Origin of the sequence: Paenibacillus chitinolyticus NBRC 15660, assembly GCF_000739915.1 — a bacterium.
Taxonomy (GTDB): domain Bacteria; phylum Bacillota; class Bacilli; order Paenibacillales; family NBRC-103111; genus Paenibacillus_F; species Paenibacillus_F chitinolyticus.
This window is the reverse complement of the sequence record NZ_BBJT01000001.1, coordinates 137051-153908: the sequence shown is the minus strand read 5'-3', so window position 1 is coordinate 153908 and position 16858 is coordinate 137051. Positions and strand designations below refer to the sequence as shown.

The following is a 16858-nucleotide window of genomic DNA, read 5'->3' as shown; positions in this document are numbered from 1 at the left end:
CTTCCTCTCCATTTTCTTCTGCCCTGAACGTCTTTGCCTCACAGCGTATGTCCCGCTTTTCGGGTTATTATTTTATTTTTAACGCCGGGATATCCGATTAAAAACAAAAAAATTCGGGACCAAAAAACCGCGGGAACATGAAATTCCGGCGGTGTCGGGATACGAAGTATAGAAAACGGGTTGAGCCAAACTAAGTATAGCCATCTGCGGAGAGAAATGACGGAAAAATGGTGCCGATAATCGGGCAAATGGGATCGTTTTGCATGGAAAAAAAAGCTTTTCTTCGACCACGTCCGTCTGCGGCTCGTTATCTGATCGATTTACGGGTTTTGCTTCGCATTGCCGGGTTAGCCTTTTAAAACATGATCCACTTGCTGCTTCAATCTCTCCGACAATCCCGGCCGTAAGGCCAGAAAAGTGGCTTCGTCGGTTAGATGGACACTGACAAGCCCTGCCATGCGCAATGTCATAAGATGGTGGTGAACGTTGCCTTTTGCCCCGCCGATCTCTTTCGTTATATCTGTGAAAGATCTTCTTTCAACCGACAAAAGCTTCAGAATCTCCAGCCTTTTCTCATCCGACAAAGCTTTGGCAGCGGCGGAAACGGTGAAGATATCGGGCTTCTCGATGTTGTGCGGATATAAAATGTTGATCTTGTCCTTGAGGACGGCAAACGTATGCAAAGGCCGGAAATGATAGGCGGGAATCAGATGAACTTTCCGAATCGCGGTCAGTTCGACCCGCATTCCGGTCACGAAAGTCTCCACGATATCCTCCGCCTTTTTGCCTGTGCGCACCGCCTCTTCTACCTCCCGCGTTCCTTCTCTCAGAGCATCCATGCCCGTCCAACGGGCCATATACTTCTCCTGCCAGACAGCGAGCAGCTCCGTGAACAAATCTCTTTGTTCCCCCAAATGGAGCCAGACGGGATTTTTGCCGTCCGCCATATAAGACGCGAGCCGTTCGTACAGTTCTCCCGCCGAAAGAGTGTTTACCCATTCCAGGAAAGTCTCCATAGAAGCTGCATCCGGACATTGATCCACAAGCACCGAGAGCAGATCGACGAACGTAAGATCGTCCAGCGCGTCCAGCTTATCCAGATAAGCTGGTTCCATCATGTCACGAATCTGCTGGAGCCAGGACGGTCCGACGTACAAATATTTGATGTTTTGTCTTCGTTTATATAAAAGGAAACTGAGCAGACATTCGTGAACCGGGGAGAACGCGGTTTCGATCTGATAGGCCATTTTTTTCAAGCTCCTCTCGCAAACTTCGATACGATAAGAGTACCATATCCCGCAGACTTATCCCAACGGTTTCGGATTTAGGCACTTTGAATATAGTTCATAACTTACAGACTTATATTTTAGTTCTTGTTTCATTGAACTAATTGTGCTATTTTATAACCATCACTCACCCTGGTAAAAAGAGGAGTCAGAATCATGCAAAAGGATACTCTGCTCGGCCTGTTCAAAAACCGCAATTATGCCCATCTTTTCGGCGCGCAGCTGCTGTCGCAAATCGGCTCGGTTACCGGGCTGACGGCATTTGCCTTCTACATGCTGGATAAATTCAGCACGCAACCGGCCTACGCGACCCTGACGGAAATGATGTACTCCCTCCCGACCTTGTTTCTCTTCTTCTTAACCGGCGTTGCCACGGACCGTTTCGACCGGCAAAAAATCGCGGTAAGCTGTGATGCCGTCAATGCCGGGCTGAGCCTGCTCCTGTTAGGCGCTATAGCGTGGGGGTGGATGCCTCTCATTTTCGCCGTTCTGTTCATCCGAAGCGCCGTCGGCAAAATGTTTCATCCGGCGAATGCGGCCTTGGTGCGGGGCGTTCTCGATCCGGCGCAAATGCCTGCGGCAATGGGGATGAATCAGATGCTGATGAGCGCCTTCGTTCTGCTCGGCACCGGCCTGGGGGCAGTCAGCTACTGGCACTCCGGAATCCTCGGATCGGTCGCGATCGATATGGTCAGCTTTGTGATTTCCGCCGTGCTGATCATGCGCTGCAATATCCCTCAGGAAGTGCGTCAACCTAACGGGCCCGCCTCCTGGCGGCAGCTCAGACTCAAACAAGTGGGCCAAGATTTCGTCAGCGGTCTCCGTTACGTCCGGCACCACTCCATCGTGCTCTCGCTTCTGGCCGGCATCCTTATTCTCGGACTGGCAAACGGAGGCGGCAGCGTCATGTACCTGTTCAGCCTCAAGTACAAGCTGGCCCCGGATACTTACGAATCCCTGCAAGTCGGGATGACGGCCGTACTCGGTGCGGGCATGCTGCTGGGGAGTATCGTTTCCGTGCGGCTGGCCAGAAAAATCCCGCTGTACGGCATGATCATCGCCAGCTTCTTCCTGGGCGCCTTTACCCATCTCCTGCAGGCGATGGCCTCGGATACGGTGACGTTCATGGCGCTCTACTTGCTGTACGCTTTGTCTATCCCGCTGTGCAACGTCGCGTTCTTCGGCTGGCTCGCCCAGGTGACCGAAGCCCGTATGATGGGCCGGGTTCAAGCGCTTATTCAGCCGATTATGATGCTGACCTTCACGGCTATGCAGGCATGGATCGCCTACGCCTTTCCGGCGCACATGTCCGTCGAATCCATTTTCTATGTCGTGGGGGCGGCCGAATTGGCTCTAGGCGTGTATTACCTGCTCGTTCTCCCCCCTCTGGCGAGGAAAAGAGCGGAGCAAACGGCGAAGCAAGCCGCATAACCGCCCCGTTGCAGTCAACAACACCCCATTGAGGGCCCCCGGCTCCCTAATGTTTTGCACCTGCGCGCAAATTCCAGCGTGCGATCCGGCGTCCCAGGGGCGGGCGGTCACCCGCTTGGCGGAAGTCCGCCCGCGCGTGCCGGACTGCATAGCCTCGTTCGCCGGTGTCCGGACTTGAGACGCTAGCGAAGGGGCCCGCCTGAACGACCAAAAGACAGGAGCTTAATCGCTCCTGTCTTTTCCGATCGGCACTGTTATCCGATCCGAATTACGTCCGTGCCGCTTCTTATGAACTTATCCGCATTTCGATTCCGAGCGCCTCCACACTGTCGATCCAGTCCCGCGGGCACCCCGGATCGGTAATCACCATCGAAACTTCCTCCAGCTTGGACACACGGGCAAAGGTCGTCACGCCGAATTTCGTATGGTCCGCCACGAGAATGGACTCCTCCGCCCGCTGCATAATTTTCCGGGACAGAACGGCTTCGTCCAGATGATAATCGGTAATGCCGTCAACCAGCGATATCCCTCCAACCGAGATAAAAGCTTTGTTCACCTTAAACTGATCGAGCAGTTGATCCGTCAAAGCGCCGGTTGCGGCCTGATAATGGCGATTGATTTCCCCTCCGGCAAAAATGATTTTGCCCGCAAACGTATCCATCGCAGCCGCGAGTATCGGCACGGAATGCGTGATCAGCGTCACGTCAGGACGGTTCCGGAGGTGACCCAAAATTTCGATCGTCGTCGTCCCGTTATCCAGAATGACGGTCTCTCCTTCCCCGATCAGCGAAGCCGCGAGTTTGCCGATGGAAGCTTTCTCCCGCTGCATCATCTGCGCGCGTTTAAGAAACGGCGGCTCGACCCGGTCGGACCTGACTTTTACGGCACCACCGTACACTTTGCGCAGCTTGCCTTCTTTCTCCAGACGATCCAAATCCCTGCGGACCGTTTCCGTCGAGACGTTAAATTCTGCGGAAAGCAGGTGAACCTGTACTTTCCCTTCCATGTCCAACTGCTTTAAGATCGTGCTCCTTCTGTCTTCATAAGTTAAGGACATAAGCGGCCTCCGGTAACAATTAGTTCCATTTCCTATGTTGAATGATGTTGTTTTATACAGTGTAAAAGTTGGTTTCTCTTCTGTCAACTTTCCGAATCTCACAGAATTTATAAGTAGTTATCCATGTTTTTCTCCTATAGGCCTAAGAAGAGCACTGGCAATTACAACATTTGGTTTACATATTGACAGACGGAGACCACAAGCCTACAATTACATACGAAACCACATGAAACGTCATATTACCTCATAATATCACACAACAACTTCACCCGGCTAAAAACAATCCCAAACCAATTTCGCCGGGTGGATGACAGCTACGGAGATGATTCTTTGATTCTTTTTGCCCTTTTACTCGTCATGCTTTCCGGCCTCACTCATTCAATCTGGAGCTTATTTGCCAAAAGCAGCCGCAACAAGAGTGTTTTTTTGTGGTCTATCGCCATGATCGCCGTCGTTGTCCTTTTGCCCCCATCCATCCGGGAATTAAGGACCGCATCGCTTGATAGCGGGGCCTGGCTCCTGCTTCTGGCCTCTGCCGTGCTCCAGGCCGTCTACGGACTCCTGCTGTCGCGCACGTATCAGATGGGAGACTTGTCCCAAGTGTATCCGATCATGAGAGGCACCAACACCTTGCTCATCCCGGCATTCGGCGTCGTTTTTCTGGGAGAATCCCTGTCTGTTGTCGGCTGGATCGGTCTTCTCTGCATGATTCTCGGCTTCGTCATGCTCAGCGGTCTGCCGACTCGCAAATCCGCCGCACGCGGAGAAGGATTCTCGCCGGCCCCCGTGCTGATGGCTTTGGGTGTCGGCTTATGCACGACTTCCTACGTACTTGTAGATAAAATCAACTTGCAGCACGTTTCCCCGCTTACCCTGCTAGAGGTTAGCAATATCGGCTTCGCGGCCGGATTAACTCCGGCGGTCCTGTCGTCCCGGCAGCTCTCTTCCGAATGGAAGCTCAACGGGAAACGGATTGTGCTCGGCGCCGTCTTGAATACCGGCTCCTACCTGCTGTTTTTGCTCGCGCTCGCCTATGCGCCGGTCGCACATGTGTCGCCCGTCCGCGAAATCGGAACCGTGTTCGCCACCCTGCTCGGTATTTTCGTCCTGAAGGAAAAACAGGGCACGCTGCGGATTCTAAGCTCCTTGGTCATAACCGCCGGGATCATGCTGATCGGATTTTTCGGCTGAACAGAACCGGCATCTGTTGATGCTTCGCCGACTGTTCGCCTTCATCCGCAAGTGCGCGACATACTCGTTACATGCAACTCCTGCATGGCTGCGTGAAAGCCAACTGGGCTTAATTCAAGGCGCTTGGCCCGTAAAAAAAGCCCGGAGCTCCGGTTCCGGAAGGAACCTTGTCTCCAGGCTCGGCCGCATGCGCCGCTTTTTTGCGTTTACTTCATCGTCCAGCCCGTTACTTTTTTAACCGCCGCATCCGCATCTTTCAAATCCGTTTCTCCCATGTTAAGAAGGGAACTCCACTGCTTCACCCGGTTTTTGCCGTTGGGAGGCTGGTTGTATTCGTTCGTGTCCACTACCAGCGTACGTTTGGCGTAGAAGTTCGTCATAAATGTTTTCTCGTTCGTGCTATTGCCGGATTTGGCCAGAATGCCCTCCAGACTTCCCGAATCTCCCTCGGCCCCTTGATTCAACGCCGTATCCACAAAAGATCCGATCGTCAGAGCCGAATTAAACCCGCGCTTGCTCGCCTGCTCGACACTGTATTTGATATACACGTTATAGAACGTGTGCCACATGGCTTCCCTCCAGGCCGGATCGTTCTGCAAACTTTTGATTTTGCCGCAGAAAACTTTCTCGCTGTCGTTAATTTTCAGGATCGCCCCCTTCATCGTACCGTTAACTCCGATTCTCGCAAGCGCCCCTTGCACGGAAGGGTTTGCGGCTCCCTTTACAGCGTCATATTCCTTGAAGAGCGCCGGTCCGTCCGGACCCGTATCGTTGGGACCCCCTGTCGTCGCCCCGAAAATACCGATCGTATATCCGCGGTCATCGTCGATGTCTTCACAATACCCGTAGTACTCGGTCCATTTCAGCGAGTCTTGTTCGGCTTTGTTCACCAGTTTCATAATGTTGTCCCACTGCTCCCCATCCAGACCGGTCTTCGATTTCAAAAATTGAAGAGTAGCCGGAGAAAAGTTCGAGTCGTGGGAGCTCACCGGCGCTGCGTATGCTTCTCCTTCTGCCGGATTCGAGTTCGCGAGAGCGTTCCCGGGCAGCAAGACGGACGTCAGCAGAAGCGCGCTCGCCAAACCGACGCTTAAAACAGCTTTCATACCTGATTTCACCCGTTTACGTACGGATACCGGTTGTTTCGTTTGCAAGTTCATTCCTCCTTGGAATCCTAATAAGTTAAAGCGCTTTAACTTTTGAAAAAGGAAGGCCTCCTTACTCCGAACATATTCGGCCGTCCGGCGCCCTATTCCTCTTTTGCCTGTTTGAAGAATTTGTAAATGATTTGTTGACCGTTTAATTGTGGGCAGCCTCCTCCGCGTAAAAAAGCTCCCGCCGGTTTCCCGGACGAGAGCCTTTATAAAACACGACGCTTCAGGCGGTTAGCCGCAGCTTAAGCGGTATTGCAGGAAATTTCGCCGTGCGCTGGCTGGCGCAGCTGCGCCAGTGACGGTCTTACCGTTTCGTGATCATCCTTAGCAGGCGATCTACCGGAGGAATCCGGTAGTCATCGTTCCCGTCGGCCGTCACCACCATCAGTCCAGACAATACGGAAATATAAGACGCGATCATTTCCTCCGTATCGCCGGCATCCAGCTCGCCCCGTTCCTGCCCTTCCCGGAACAACGGCAGCAGCTCCTCCACGTACGTATCCAAGGAGTAATCCCGCATGAGCTGATTCACCTTATCGGGTACCCCCTCCGAGGTCCTAGCCTGATGAATGAGCAAAAAATAAAGCGCACCGCTCTTATCGAGCATCTCTTCGGATAATCTCCTGATCCTATCAAGCGGCGTGCCCGGAAAGCGGTATACTTCCTTCATCGCTTCTTGGGAAGCTTCCATTGCGCCTTGGACAAGCGTAGTAAACAACTCTTCTTTCGAAGTAAAGTAATGGTAGAGCAGACCGTGACTGATCCCGGCCTCTGCGGCGATCATGCTCATTTTCGTGCCGATGATTCCCCTTCTCGCAAAAACGCGAAGCGCGGCCCCCATAATCTGTATTCTCCGTTCATCCCGTATCTGACTTAACTGCTCATCGTTTAATGGTGCCACTGTAATCCTCCACTTCACGTGCTGATGCCCAAATTATAGCATCCTTTCAGACTGTTTCGTAAGCCGTTTCGGAAAACGCCGGGACAATCTCTACCAGTACGGCGTCCAGGGAACCCGAGCCTTCCGCAAGAAGCTCGTCAAGCAGCCTTCTGCCTTCCTCGGAGGAAGACAGCACCTCCCGCACGATGTCCGGATGGAACAATTGACCCGGAGGCAGGGTAAGCGTATTGACGGCCCAGTACAGGCCGAAAAATTTCATATTCTTTTCCGCGGTCGCGTATTTCAGCACCAGACTCATGTATTTCCGTCCGAACTCGATTCCTTTCAGGGGCGCGGCACCCGAGTACGTCACGCCTTCCCAGCGGAGGTCGGCCGCGCAGTTTAACCACCAGGCTGGCTCAATCACATCCTGGAGACCGCGCAGTACGCTGCGTTCGAACGCGGGAGAAGGCACCGGCGCCAGACTCTGCTTCCGCAGGCAGGCCTCTAGGGTCTCCGCTTCGATGGCCGCCACCGTCATCCCCTGCCCGAAGATCGGATCGTAGATGCAGTAGGCGTCGCCGAGAACTAGCAGCCCCGCGGGCCAGTCCGTCATCTGCTCGAAATGCCGGCGGTAGAGCTGAGGCACGCGGAATCCTCTCGGAGGCGCGGCCGGTTCCAGCTCTCCGAGAATTTCACCGATGACCGGGTCGGGGAGGTTCGCGGCCGCCTTTTCGTATTCGTCTTCTTTCGTTGGCGGGTATTGCCCTCCGGGACGGTACAGCAGCATTTCCGCCACGTTGTTTTCGATGAAGGACAAAACACCCGTAAACGTTCCTGCAGCCGGCTGCCCGGCGATATTTATCACATCCCACTCCTTGACCAGATGCTCCTTAGCGGCCGGCACCCGGTACCTGCGGGTACTGTAACCGAGCTCTACGTTCAAATAATCGGAGGCGGGCGCTTCCAGCCCCATAAATTCCAGCCACTTGGTCAGTTTGGACAGCCGTCCGCCCGTATCGACAACGAGATCCGCCTCACAGGGCGTCTCTTCTCCGCCGCTGCTCCTTCCACGTATAACCGCGCCCGTCACTTTCTTACAGTCCGGAGTGCTCATGAGCTGAACCGCCTCATGACCCGGCAGGAAGGACACTTGGGGAATGCGTTTCACCCGCTCGCGGATCACCCACTCCAGGAGCGCTCTGCTGAACTTAAGGTCATTGCGCTGATAAGGGCCGCTGATCGTTCCGTACTCGTTCATGTTCGTCACGGTTTTGTTTAGTGAAGACAGCGCGCCCAGCTTAAACAGATCCTCCTCGTAGCCGGGAAAAAAACGCTCGACAATCGTCTTCCCGCGAGGCGTAAAACGATGGGGATGGTAGCCTTGCGGCGTTCCGGAACGGTCGGCCGGTTCCCCGGGAAATTCGTCTTTGTCGATCACAAGCACCTCTTCATAAAAATCCGCGAGCACTCTTGCGGTTAACAATCCCCCTATGCTCCCGCCCATTACAAGCGCTCTTCTTTTCTCGCGATTCCCAATGTCATACGTGTTCATCATTATCGCTCCCATCCGTTGATTGATTAGTTCAGTCAATTTTCTTGCAAAAAAATTAAATCGTCTACACCGCCATGATTTATGATTGACTAATTCAGTCAATTTCAGAATAAGCAAGTTTTTTCCATTTGTCAATAGGCTTTCCCGGCAGGCCGGAATGTGAAATAAAAAAGGTATTCGGAATATGTGGTGGAAAAGGGCCTCTAATTCACCCTTCTCCAATTTCTCAATCAAGGTGGAAAGATCGATACCTAGCAGGGTTATTTCTTCTGGCTCACGTATAACGGGTGGCATTTTAAACATCGGGAAGTTCTCTTCCCGTTCGTAGTTATCGATTCGCCGCTGATACTTAGGCTTACGTTGCTTTGCAAGCCCCGTCTTTTCGTTCATCCCAACGTCATCGGAAATGCTGACAAATGTTCGTTTAAGACTTTGCTTTTCAACATAAGACAGGAGACGCTTAGTACAGCTTCTCTTTTCGTCTATGGTATGGTCTAATCGCTCCCAAAAGGTTTGATTACACTCACGGCATTTATACCGCTGACGCTTAATTAGAAGCCATACACGCTTTCCGTGAATCGGTAAATCCATGCAAAGCTGCTCTCTGTTGCTGTGCTTGTAGAGGTTCGCTTCGCACCCACAATGAGGGCAATGAGAAGGTGGAGAGTTCGTCTCCACCCGAATTAGAAAATCGTGTTCATTCTCTGAAATGCTAAGAACCGTAAAACTCGAAAGATTAAGAATATCCATTCGTGTTTTGTACATTCTTTTGCTTCCAGTCTCTAGGATATACGGAGGATCTGCATAGATCAATCCGTCAAAACGGTTATTTCGTTCAATCAGCTTCACTGCCGGTTGTTGCTCAATCTGAACATTTTTCAGACGATTGGATATCTTTGCCGGGATGGGAATCCCATTCTTTCGTCTTTCTGGCACCGCCAGAGTCAATGGCACTTCTCTAACCGGTCCGATCACTTTTTTACCGCCTATTGCTTGCCGAATTCGAATAGAGAACCTTACAGGAGTTCAGGAATGAAATCAATCGCTGTATTCTTTGGCTTGGCTTCAGTGAAGGCGCATCTTCCATATTTAAAGAAAGTGATTTAAACTAGGTCAGGAGCTTGCCAGACGCCAGATCACCCTTATTTACGTAGGAGCCAATGTGGGGCTGATGGGAGCTGTTGCGGATGCTGTGCTCGAACAAGGCGGTCAAGTGATCGGGGTACTCCCCCATTTTTTGCAAAATCGGGAAATTGCGCATAAGGGCCAGACAGAGTTCATTATGGTTGATTCCATGCACGGCCGTAAAGCAAAGATGGCCGAACTGGCAGACGGATTTATTGCTCTTCCTGGTGGACCCGGAATGATGGAAGAATATTTCTAGATCTTTACATGAGGTCAGCTGGGATTACATAAAAAGCCATGTGGTCTGCTAAATATCAATCAATATTTTGATCCACTAGTGTCCATGTTTGAAGTTATGGAATGTAAACAATTCATGCAGCCGAAATATACCGTCAGGATTCTTAAAACTAATATTAGTTGACCCCAATAATTGAAGCAGCGGCAGTCATGGACGACAAAATAAAGTCCTAGACTAACCGCTTTTGTATTGAACTATTGTTTCCCAGTAGTTGAATCAGCCACTTATAGTCTCTCTATTCCAAAATCCGCATTCGATCAGCACTTTCAGTCTAAAGCTTTATTTTCTTTTTTCACTTACTCCCCACCCGCCGAAATCGGATTCCCCTCATAAGAAACCCAGTTGCTCCAACTGACCCCATATAGCTTAGACCGAACCATCTGGTTGAGATGTACGAAACGCTGACTTTCAATCAGCCTCCTGCCCCGGCTGCCCTTTGTCGGATGAACCGTTTCACTCGATGCGCGAGCTATCCTTTTTTCCTGCCGATAAGACGCCTATCGATGAACCGAGCGACAAGCAAAGACAGGATACCAAGCAAAATCGGTATGCCAAACGCTTCAAAGGAGAAAGGGTTGCCCTCCAGCTTCAGGTGGTCGGTGGCACGATATTCAAGCCGCTTAGCGGCAAATTTCGCTGTCTGGATATCCTCCTGTTTTGCCAAATCCTCGAATGCAGGGTCCATTGCAAACCGGCCCGACATATCACGATGCAAAAACATCAGCTTCGCATTGCCGCTGTTATTCCACTGCTTGATATCCTCGGCAGCTTCAGACTCGGCATCGGCACCGACGACAATCGTTTTCTCGAGCTTCGGCACGTCTTTTGTTTGATAACGCGCGACCAGGTTCAGGCCGTGTTTCGTTACGATGGCTTCATTCTTGCTGGAAACCGTTAGTGTGGTTGTCGTACCGGAAGCGGCATACGTGTCAAATGCGGCTGACAAATCCAGCTCATCTGCACCGTTATAGAGAAGCACGCCCGCTTTGACTTTGTTCCATTGATAAGCATTATTCAGTACGTACGTTATATCACTCAACCCGGCATTGAATGGCTTCATTTTCGGATTTGTCACGTAATCGTAAGAAGGATAATTCATATTTTCCGCTACTTTTCTCGCAACCGCATCGCCCAACTGCTGAGAGATGACATATAGCGTTGCGTCGATCCCTGATGTCAGGCCAGCAGAAGATACGATATTACCTTGCGGAACGTAGCGCTGATCTTTCACCCACTGAATGTCTGGATATTTTTTGATAAGCCGGTTAATGTCTCCCCAGTGCGTCGCGGCTGATTTGCCGTTCAGCAAGCCAGTATCCGCCAGATTTTCTGCTCCGTTGCAAATAGAGAGCAATGTCGTATTAACGTCCGAGTGCTTTCGAATCCATTCTCGGACAGGTACATATTTATTATCATCCAAAATCGGCATAAACGGAATGACGATAATGTCCGGACTTTTGCCTAGCATCGCGTCCATTTCATCAAATGAATAATGTGGGACAACATCGAGTCCCCCGGTTAGGGATTTAATTTCGCGGTCAGGGGCAACGCCATATACATTGTAAGCCTCTGTCATCGCAAACATCTCGTACGGGACGAGAAAGTCGAACACTTCCGTCACTTCGTTCGCCAGTAGCACAGCCACTGTCGGTTTGCCGGCATCATATTTCGGTACCTGCACATTCGTTAATGCAGGGACGGCTTTATCGTAAATCGACATTCCGTTATTCATTGTGTTGATGAATCCGATCGCTCCTGCCCCTCCCACGACAACGACAAAAACGATGAGATAAATCGTGATGCGTAATACAACTTTCACTTGTCATTTCTCCTTTAGCTCCGGCTTCGTTACCAAACAAAATATAACAAACCAAGATGAATCTATCATCGATCTATGGTCGGTTAGAGGAGCTCGACCAATGTTGGAACGGATGCTGGACCTAAGACTGTTCTACTTTTTTTGCAAGACTCGATAGGGCTATAATTTTTCTGAAAAGGGCGAAATATCAACGAAATTTCTACAAATTTCCCATATGCACGTTCTCATGAATTGGGGGCAAGGTACCTGATGGTGGAACACGTATTTGCGGATGGACAAAGTAATCCGATTTTATCGTATAATGTCATCGAGAGCTATTCCACCAAATATTCCGAATAGCCAATAAAAAAAGCTCCCGCCCTCTTGGAGGACGGGAACGAAAGCGGGATATTCTCAGCGCACGGGCAGCATGTTTTCATACAGGCTGAATCCGTCCGACTCGCCGATATACGTGTAGCCGCACGTTTTGTAAAAGGCGTTTAAGGTCTCGTTGCTGCCGATACAGTCCAGACGAATCCGGTCTTTGCCCGGAAACGACATTTCCTGCCGGATCCAGTCCATCACCGTTTTGCCCAGATTTCTTCCCGCATTCTCGCGGTTAACGGTCAGCCGGTGAAGATAAATTGACGTGCCGGTCTCACCGGGGTCCAGCCGCCATAATTTGCGGTCCCAGTCCTCCGCTTCCTGCTGGAGAATCGCGCATGCCAGAAGGGTACCTTCCGCTGCTTTGAACACAACTACCTCTTTGCGTTCCAGGGCCCCGGCCATATCGTGATCGTCACTGCCCGACAGCAGTCCCGACCACTGAGTCGATCCTTTGCTCCTCAGCCATTTCGCGGTCTCCACCATCAGCCGCTCAATTTGCGGATATTGTTCCGTTCCGGCTATACTCGCTTTGATTTCAGGACTTATCTGATCGTTTAAGAGAATCATATTCGGCATAGGGCACCTCTATTTCAGCATGTATAATTTGCCGTCTCGTCCGGCTACGTGATTGTACCATAACCGGCGGCGGCATTTCTAACAGCCGGCTGCGGTAAGGACGGGAGCAGGAGAACGGGCTGCCTGAGCGCGTACCTTTAACGGGTCCGGTCGGGCGGAGCGGAAACAGCTTGGCGGACAGCTCCCCGGCGAGTCCGGGCCTGGACCGCCAGGACAAACGCGGCTGTCAGCAGCGCACAGACGGCATAAGGCACCGATGTGTGCAGGGAGTAGAGCAGCGTTCCCGTCAACGGTCCCGCAAACGAGCCAACTCCTTGTACCGCCGCCGTGAAAGAAGCGACGGACGGCTGCTCTTCCTCTGTGACCGCAAGCGATGCCGCCGTAATGTAACCGGGAAGCGTAAACCCGATGCCGATGCCGAACAAGAGGAAAACAAGCAGGTACATCGCAGGCCAGAGCAGGAACAGCAGAAAGGCCGCGCATAGGGACGACAGGCCGATCTTGAGGAGCCTGCCCGTCGGCCACTTCAGATAGCGGCCGATCAGCAGCTGGATGACGACCACGAGTACCCCCGCCGACGAAAGTCCGAGGCCGATGTACCGTGCGGCGTCCTGTGAAGTGACGGACATGCGGTCCTGGATGAAAATGCCGCAGGTCACCTGAAGAATAATCATGACGATGGACAAGATCAGCCCGATTGCCAGGTAAAGCGAAATTCTCGGGTCGGCGGCCGACAGCTTGCCGGCGCGGGTACCGGCAACCGCCGGCTGGCCGCCGGGAATCATCAGCCAGAACGCGGCCGCCGTCAGTGTCAGCAGCACGGCGGAAGCGTACATCGGCGCCGTAAGACCGACAGGCGTCAGCAGGGCGCCGAGCGCGGGTCCGAGGACGAAGCCGAGCCCGTTCGCCGCTCCGAACAGCGCCATTCCGGAAGCGCGGTTTTCCGCCGTCGTCCACTCGATGAGATAGCTCTGCGCCATAGCGGGAATCGCTCCGAAGAAGAAACCTCCGGCCGCGCGCAGGAACAGCAGTTGAATATAGAGCCGGGTGGGATCGGGTTCCCCGCTGCGGGCGAGGTCGGATAGGACGGCAAACGCCGCCAGTGTCGCAATATAGCCGAGCAGGGCCGCAATCATCACCGGCTTCCGGCTCGCTCGCGCCCATTTTGCCCACAGGAACGTCCCTGTGATCCAGAACAAGCCCGTTACCGATACCAGACTGCCGGTCTGGATTTCACTCAGCCCCATACTTCTGGCCAGCAGCCCGAGGATCGGATTAAACGTCGCGATTGAAGTCATAGCGGCCAGCACGGTCAAAAAAATAAGCAGAAACCGTTTTTTCATAAATTTTATCTCCTTTCCCGGTCGAACGTCATTGGTACGTTTTTCATTATCGTTCAAGCCCGGAAAAGCCCGCTACCTGCCCGCGAAGCAATTTTGCCTGTTTAAGGAGCAGGTACGGCAAAAATCCCTCTGCCGCAGGCGGCAAGGGGATCGTTAGTCGTTAGGATCAATTTTGACATGAAGCTGCTTTGACACCTGATCCGCCCGGGTTACGCCAGCAGTCCGCCGTGTAGTACCGGTTAAGACGCACATAGGAAGTTGTACGGACCGAACACGGATTGCCGAACAGGGCACAACAAGCTTTACTCGGATAATCTGCCAGGGACGTTAGCGGCCCGAACGCCTCCTCCGCCAGCCTCACGGCCGGATTCGTTCTTGATTGGCTTGTTTAAGATATTGTCCCGGATTCAAACCGAACTGTTTCCGGAACGCGGCCGTGAAATTACTCATGTTCGCATAACCGAGCTGAACGGCCGCTTCGCTCACATTCATACCCCGGTCCATATATTCGGCCGCTCTCTTCATCCGCTCTCTGCGTACCAGTTCATAAACCGTCGTGCCGAACAGCGTGCGGAAGCCTTTTTTCAGCTTGTATTCATTGACTCCGCACAGTCGTGCCAGCTCCGGGATAGACGGCGGACTATCCAGCCGGTCCAGCACTTGCCTTCTCGCCTCCGACAGGCGGTTCCGGTCGTCCGGTGTCAGGCTGATCCCCGAAGCTTCCTTAACGCCGTCATCCGGCTGACTGATCAGCGCGATCAGCTCCATCGCTTTGCTTTCCGCGTACCATCTGCGCATGCTCCCCCGATGTCCGGACTGCAAAAGATCCCTGACCCCCTGCCGGATAAGCGGGGTATCCGTAAACCTTCCGATCCTGCCCCGGTTGCGCGATAGCAGCTGACGGATCTGCTCCGTCTCTTCGGGCCCTTCCGCACAGCGGAGCAGCAGCTCGGGATGCAGCCGGATTTCCACCGTCCGGTTGCGGACGCCGCCTTTTTTCTCCATATATACGTTCATATTCTCCATAAAAAAGACATTGCCGCTGAGGCTGCCGGTATGCAGCTCGTTTCCTTCCCAGGCGCAGTAAATGTCCCCTTCCAGACAATAGTTCAGCTCGAACAGGCTGTAAGCCCCGTGAACCTGCACTTTAAGATCACGGATTAATTCGAAATCCGAAATGACAATTTCCATGCCCGTTCTAATGGGAATCCGGGTCAGAGTCCCCTCCCCCAGTCTAGGAGAAAGCAGAAGCGTCCGCTCCCCGCCGCTGCCGGTAATCTGTCCCCCCATATGCTCGGAAAAACGGTCGAAATAATCATGCATCGTATTGATTTGTATGGACGATGGCATAAGCGCTTCCCCCTTTTCGCCCCTATAATTGAGAATCGTTATCAACGAAGGTTTGTATTCATTGTAGGAAATTTCCGCTTCCTTTGCAACCCCGCAGCTAAGCGGCTTCGGCCATACAGGGCAATCCTGCGGCGATTTTACATAACTAGCGGACAAACGGTGCCGCATATGTATAGGTTTGATAAGCTTGGCGAGAACTTCCTCGCCTGAACGAAGGAGCGGATGCCATGAGCAAGCCGGTAAAAGAAGGGTTTCAAATCCCCCAGCCCATCCGGGCCGACGGTGCGGGAGCCACCGACCCCGGTCCGCGCGATGTTTTGCGCGATCTGGAAAATCCGAACATGCTGGTCCCTCCCGCTACCGATGCGGGCCTGATCCCAAACATGAAATTCTCGTTCTCGGACGCTCATATGCAGCTCAACCACGGCGGCTGGTCCCGTGAAGTTACGGTCCGTGAGCTTCCCGTCGCCAAGACGCTTGCAGGCGTCAATATGCGGCTGACCCCCGGCGGTGTGCGCGAGCTGCACTGGCACCAGCAGGCCGAGTGGGCGTACATGCTGACGGGAAAAGCGAGAATTACAGCGGTGGACGAGAAAGGCCGCAATTTCATCGACGATGTGGGCGAAGGCGATCTGTGGTATTTCCCGCCGGGTATTCCCCATTCCATCCAGGGGCTGGAGGAAGGGTGTGAATTTCTGCTCGTCTTCGACGACGGGAACTTCTCCGATCTCAACACCTTGTCTATCTCGGACTGGTTCGCCCACACGCCTCCGGACGTTCTCGCGGTTAATTTCGGGGTGGACGAGAGCGCTTTCGAGAACATACCGTCCGGGCAAGTATATATTTTCCAGGACAAAGTTCCCGGCTCTCTTACCTCCCTGGAAATCGAGTCGCCCTACGGCTCCGTTCCCCGAAGCTTCAAGCACAGGCTTCTGGCGCAAACGCCGGAGGTCATGCCGGGAGGCAGCGTGCGGATCGTGGATTCTTCCAACTTCCCCGTCTCCGTAACGGTTGCCGCCGCCCTGGTCGAGCTGAAGCCAGGCGGCATGCGCGAGCTGCACTGGCACCCCAACCAGGACGAATGGCAGTACTACCTGTCCGGCCAAGCGCGGATGACCGTCTTCGGCGGGAACGGCTCCGCCCGCACCTTCGACTACCGGGCGGGCGATGTCGGGTACGTCCCGTTCGCCTACGGCCACTATATCCAGAACACGGGCGAAGAGACCGTCTGGTTTCTGGAAATGTTCAAAAGCGACCGGTTCGCGGACGTCTCGCTTAACCAATGGATGGCGCTGACTCCGCGGGAACTGGTCCGCGATAACCTGCACGCGGGACCGCAGCTGCTCGACTCGCTGCACAAACGGAAGCGGCCCGTTGTCTCATCGTGATTCCGGCCGGATAAGACAACGGTCCGATTTGATTAATGT

At 53.1% G+C, this 16858-nt stretch carries 12 protein-coding genes and 2 pseudogenes; 4 read left to right on the top strand and 10 right to left on the bottom strand.

Going from position 1 to position 16858, the window contains the following annotated elements; genetic code table 11:
- Nucleotides 1–347: 347 nt before the first annotated feature.
- Nucleotides 348–1247 (bottom strand): winged helix-turn-helix domain-containing protein, encoded by a 900-nt coding sequence (locus tag PCH01S_RS00640; protein ID WP_042225831.1) that lies wholly within the window; start codon nucleotides 1245–1247, stop codon nucleotides 348–350.
- A gap of 195 nt (nucleotides 1248–1442) precedes the next feature.
- On the opposite strand from PCH01S_RS00640, the gene PCH01S_RS00635 reads away from it, so the two are divergent.
- Nucleotides 1443–2717, top strand: coding sequence for an MFS transporter (locus PCH01S_RS00635; RefSeq protein ID WP_042225830.1), 1275 nt, complete (start codon nucleotides 1443–1445; stop codon nucleotides 2715–2717).
- Nucleotides 2718–3003: 286 nt separating this feature from the next.
- On the opposite strand, the gene PCH01S_RS00630 is transcribed toward PCH01S_RS00635, so the two are convergent.
- Nucleotides 3004–3774, bottom strand: a complete 771-nt coding sequence (locus PCH01S_RS00630; protein WP_042225829.1) for a DeoR/GlpR family DNA-binding transcription regulator — start codon at nucleotides 3772–3774, stop codon at nucleotides 3004–3006.
- A 330-nt stretch (nucleotides 3775–4104) separates the two neighbouring features.
- Between PCH01S_RS00630 and PCH01S_RS00625 the strand changes: the two genes are divergently transcribed.
- Entirely contained in the window at nucleotides 4105–4965 is an 861-nt protein-coding gene (locus PCH01S_RS00625) for a DMT family transporter (protein WP_042225828.1), read from the top strand.
- Nucleotides 4966–5171: 206 nt separating this feature from the next.
- Here PCH01S_RS00625 and PCH01S_RS00620 read toward each other — a convergent pair whose 3' ends face one another.
- The 4 genes and pseudogenes from PCH01S_RS00620 to PCH01S_RS31805 form a co-directional block, all read right to left on the bottom strand.
- Entirely contained in the window at nucleotides 5172–6119 is a 948-nt protein-coding gene (locus PCH01S_RS00620) for a chitosanase (protein WP_084706482.1), read from the bottom strand.
- A gap of 304 nt (nucleotides 6120–6423) precedes the next feature.
- Nucleotides 6424–7020, bottom strand: a complete 597-nt coding sequence (locus PCH01S_RS00615) for a TetR/AcrR family transcriptional regulator (protein ID WP_042225827.1) — start codon at nucleotides 7018–7020, stop codon at nucleotides 6424–6426.
- Nucleotides 7021–7066: 46 nt separating this feature from the next.
- Entirely contained in the window at nucleotides 7067–8557 is a 1491-nt protein-coding gene (locus tag PCH01S_RS00610; RefSeq protein WP_084706495.1) for an NAD(P)/FAD-dependent oxidoreductase, read from the bottom strand.
- Nucleotides 8558–8929: 372 nt separating this feature from the next.
- Nucleotides 8930–9304 (bottom strand): annotated as a pseudogene (locus tag PCH01S_RS31805) (transposase family protein); the annotation flags it as partial.
- Between the two features lie 412 nt (nucleotides 9305–9716).
- Here PCH01S_RS31805 and PCH01S_RS31675 point away from each other — a divergent pair.
- Nucleotides 9717–10100, top strand: a pseudogene (locus PCH01S_RS31675) (LOG family protein).
- 346 nt (nucleotides 10101–10446) lie between these two features.
- Here PCH01S_RS31675 and PCH01S_RS00600 read toward each other — a convergent pair.
- From PCH01S_RS00600 to PCH01S_RS00585, 4 genes are all read right to left on the bottom strand, one after another.
- On the bottom strand, nucleotides 10447–11796 hold the full coding sequence (locus PCH01S_RS00600; protein WP_042225825.1) for a DJ-1/PfpI family protein: 1350 nt from the start codon (nucleotides 11794–11796) through the stop codon (nucleotides 10447–10449).
- Between the two features lie 393 nt (nucleotides 11797–12189).
- Nucleotides 12190–12738: a GNAT family N-acetyltransferase gene (locus PCH01S_RS00595; RefSeq protein WP_042225823.1), complete on the bottom strand. Its 549-nt coding sequence runs from the start codon at nucleotides 12736–12738 to the stop codon at nucleotides 12190–12192.
- A 137-nt stretch (nucleotides 12739–12875) separates the two neighbouring features.
- Nucleotides 12876–14081, bottom strand: a complete 1206-nt coding sequence (locus PCH01S_RS00590) for an MFS transporter (protein ID WP_042225820.1) — start codon at nucleotides 14079–14081, stop codon at nucleotides 12876–12878.
- A 357-nt stretch (nucleotides 14082–14438) separates the two neighbouring features.
- On the bottom strand, nucleotides 14439–15431 hold the full coding sequence (locus PCH01S_RS00585; protein ID WP_042226253.1) for a helix-turn-helix transcriptional regulator: 993 nt from the start codon (nucleotides 15429–15431) through the stop codon (nucleotides 14439–14441).
- Nucleotides 15432–15658: 227 nt separating this feature from the next.
- Between PCH01S_RS00585 and PCH01S_RS00580 the strand changes: the two genes are divergently transcribed.
- Nucleotides 15659–16819: an oxalate decarboxylase family bicupin gene (locus tag PCH01S_RS00580; protein WP_042225819.1), complete on the top strand. Its 1161-nt coding sequence runs from the start codon at nucleotides 15659–15661 to the stop codon at nucleotides 16817–16819.
- The last annotated feature ends 39 nt before the right edge of the window (nucleotides 16820–16858 follow it).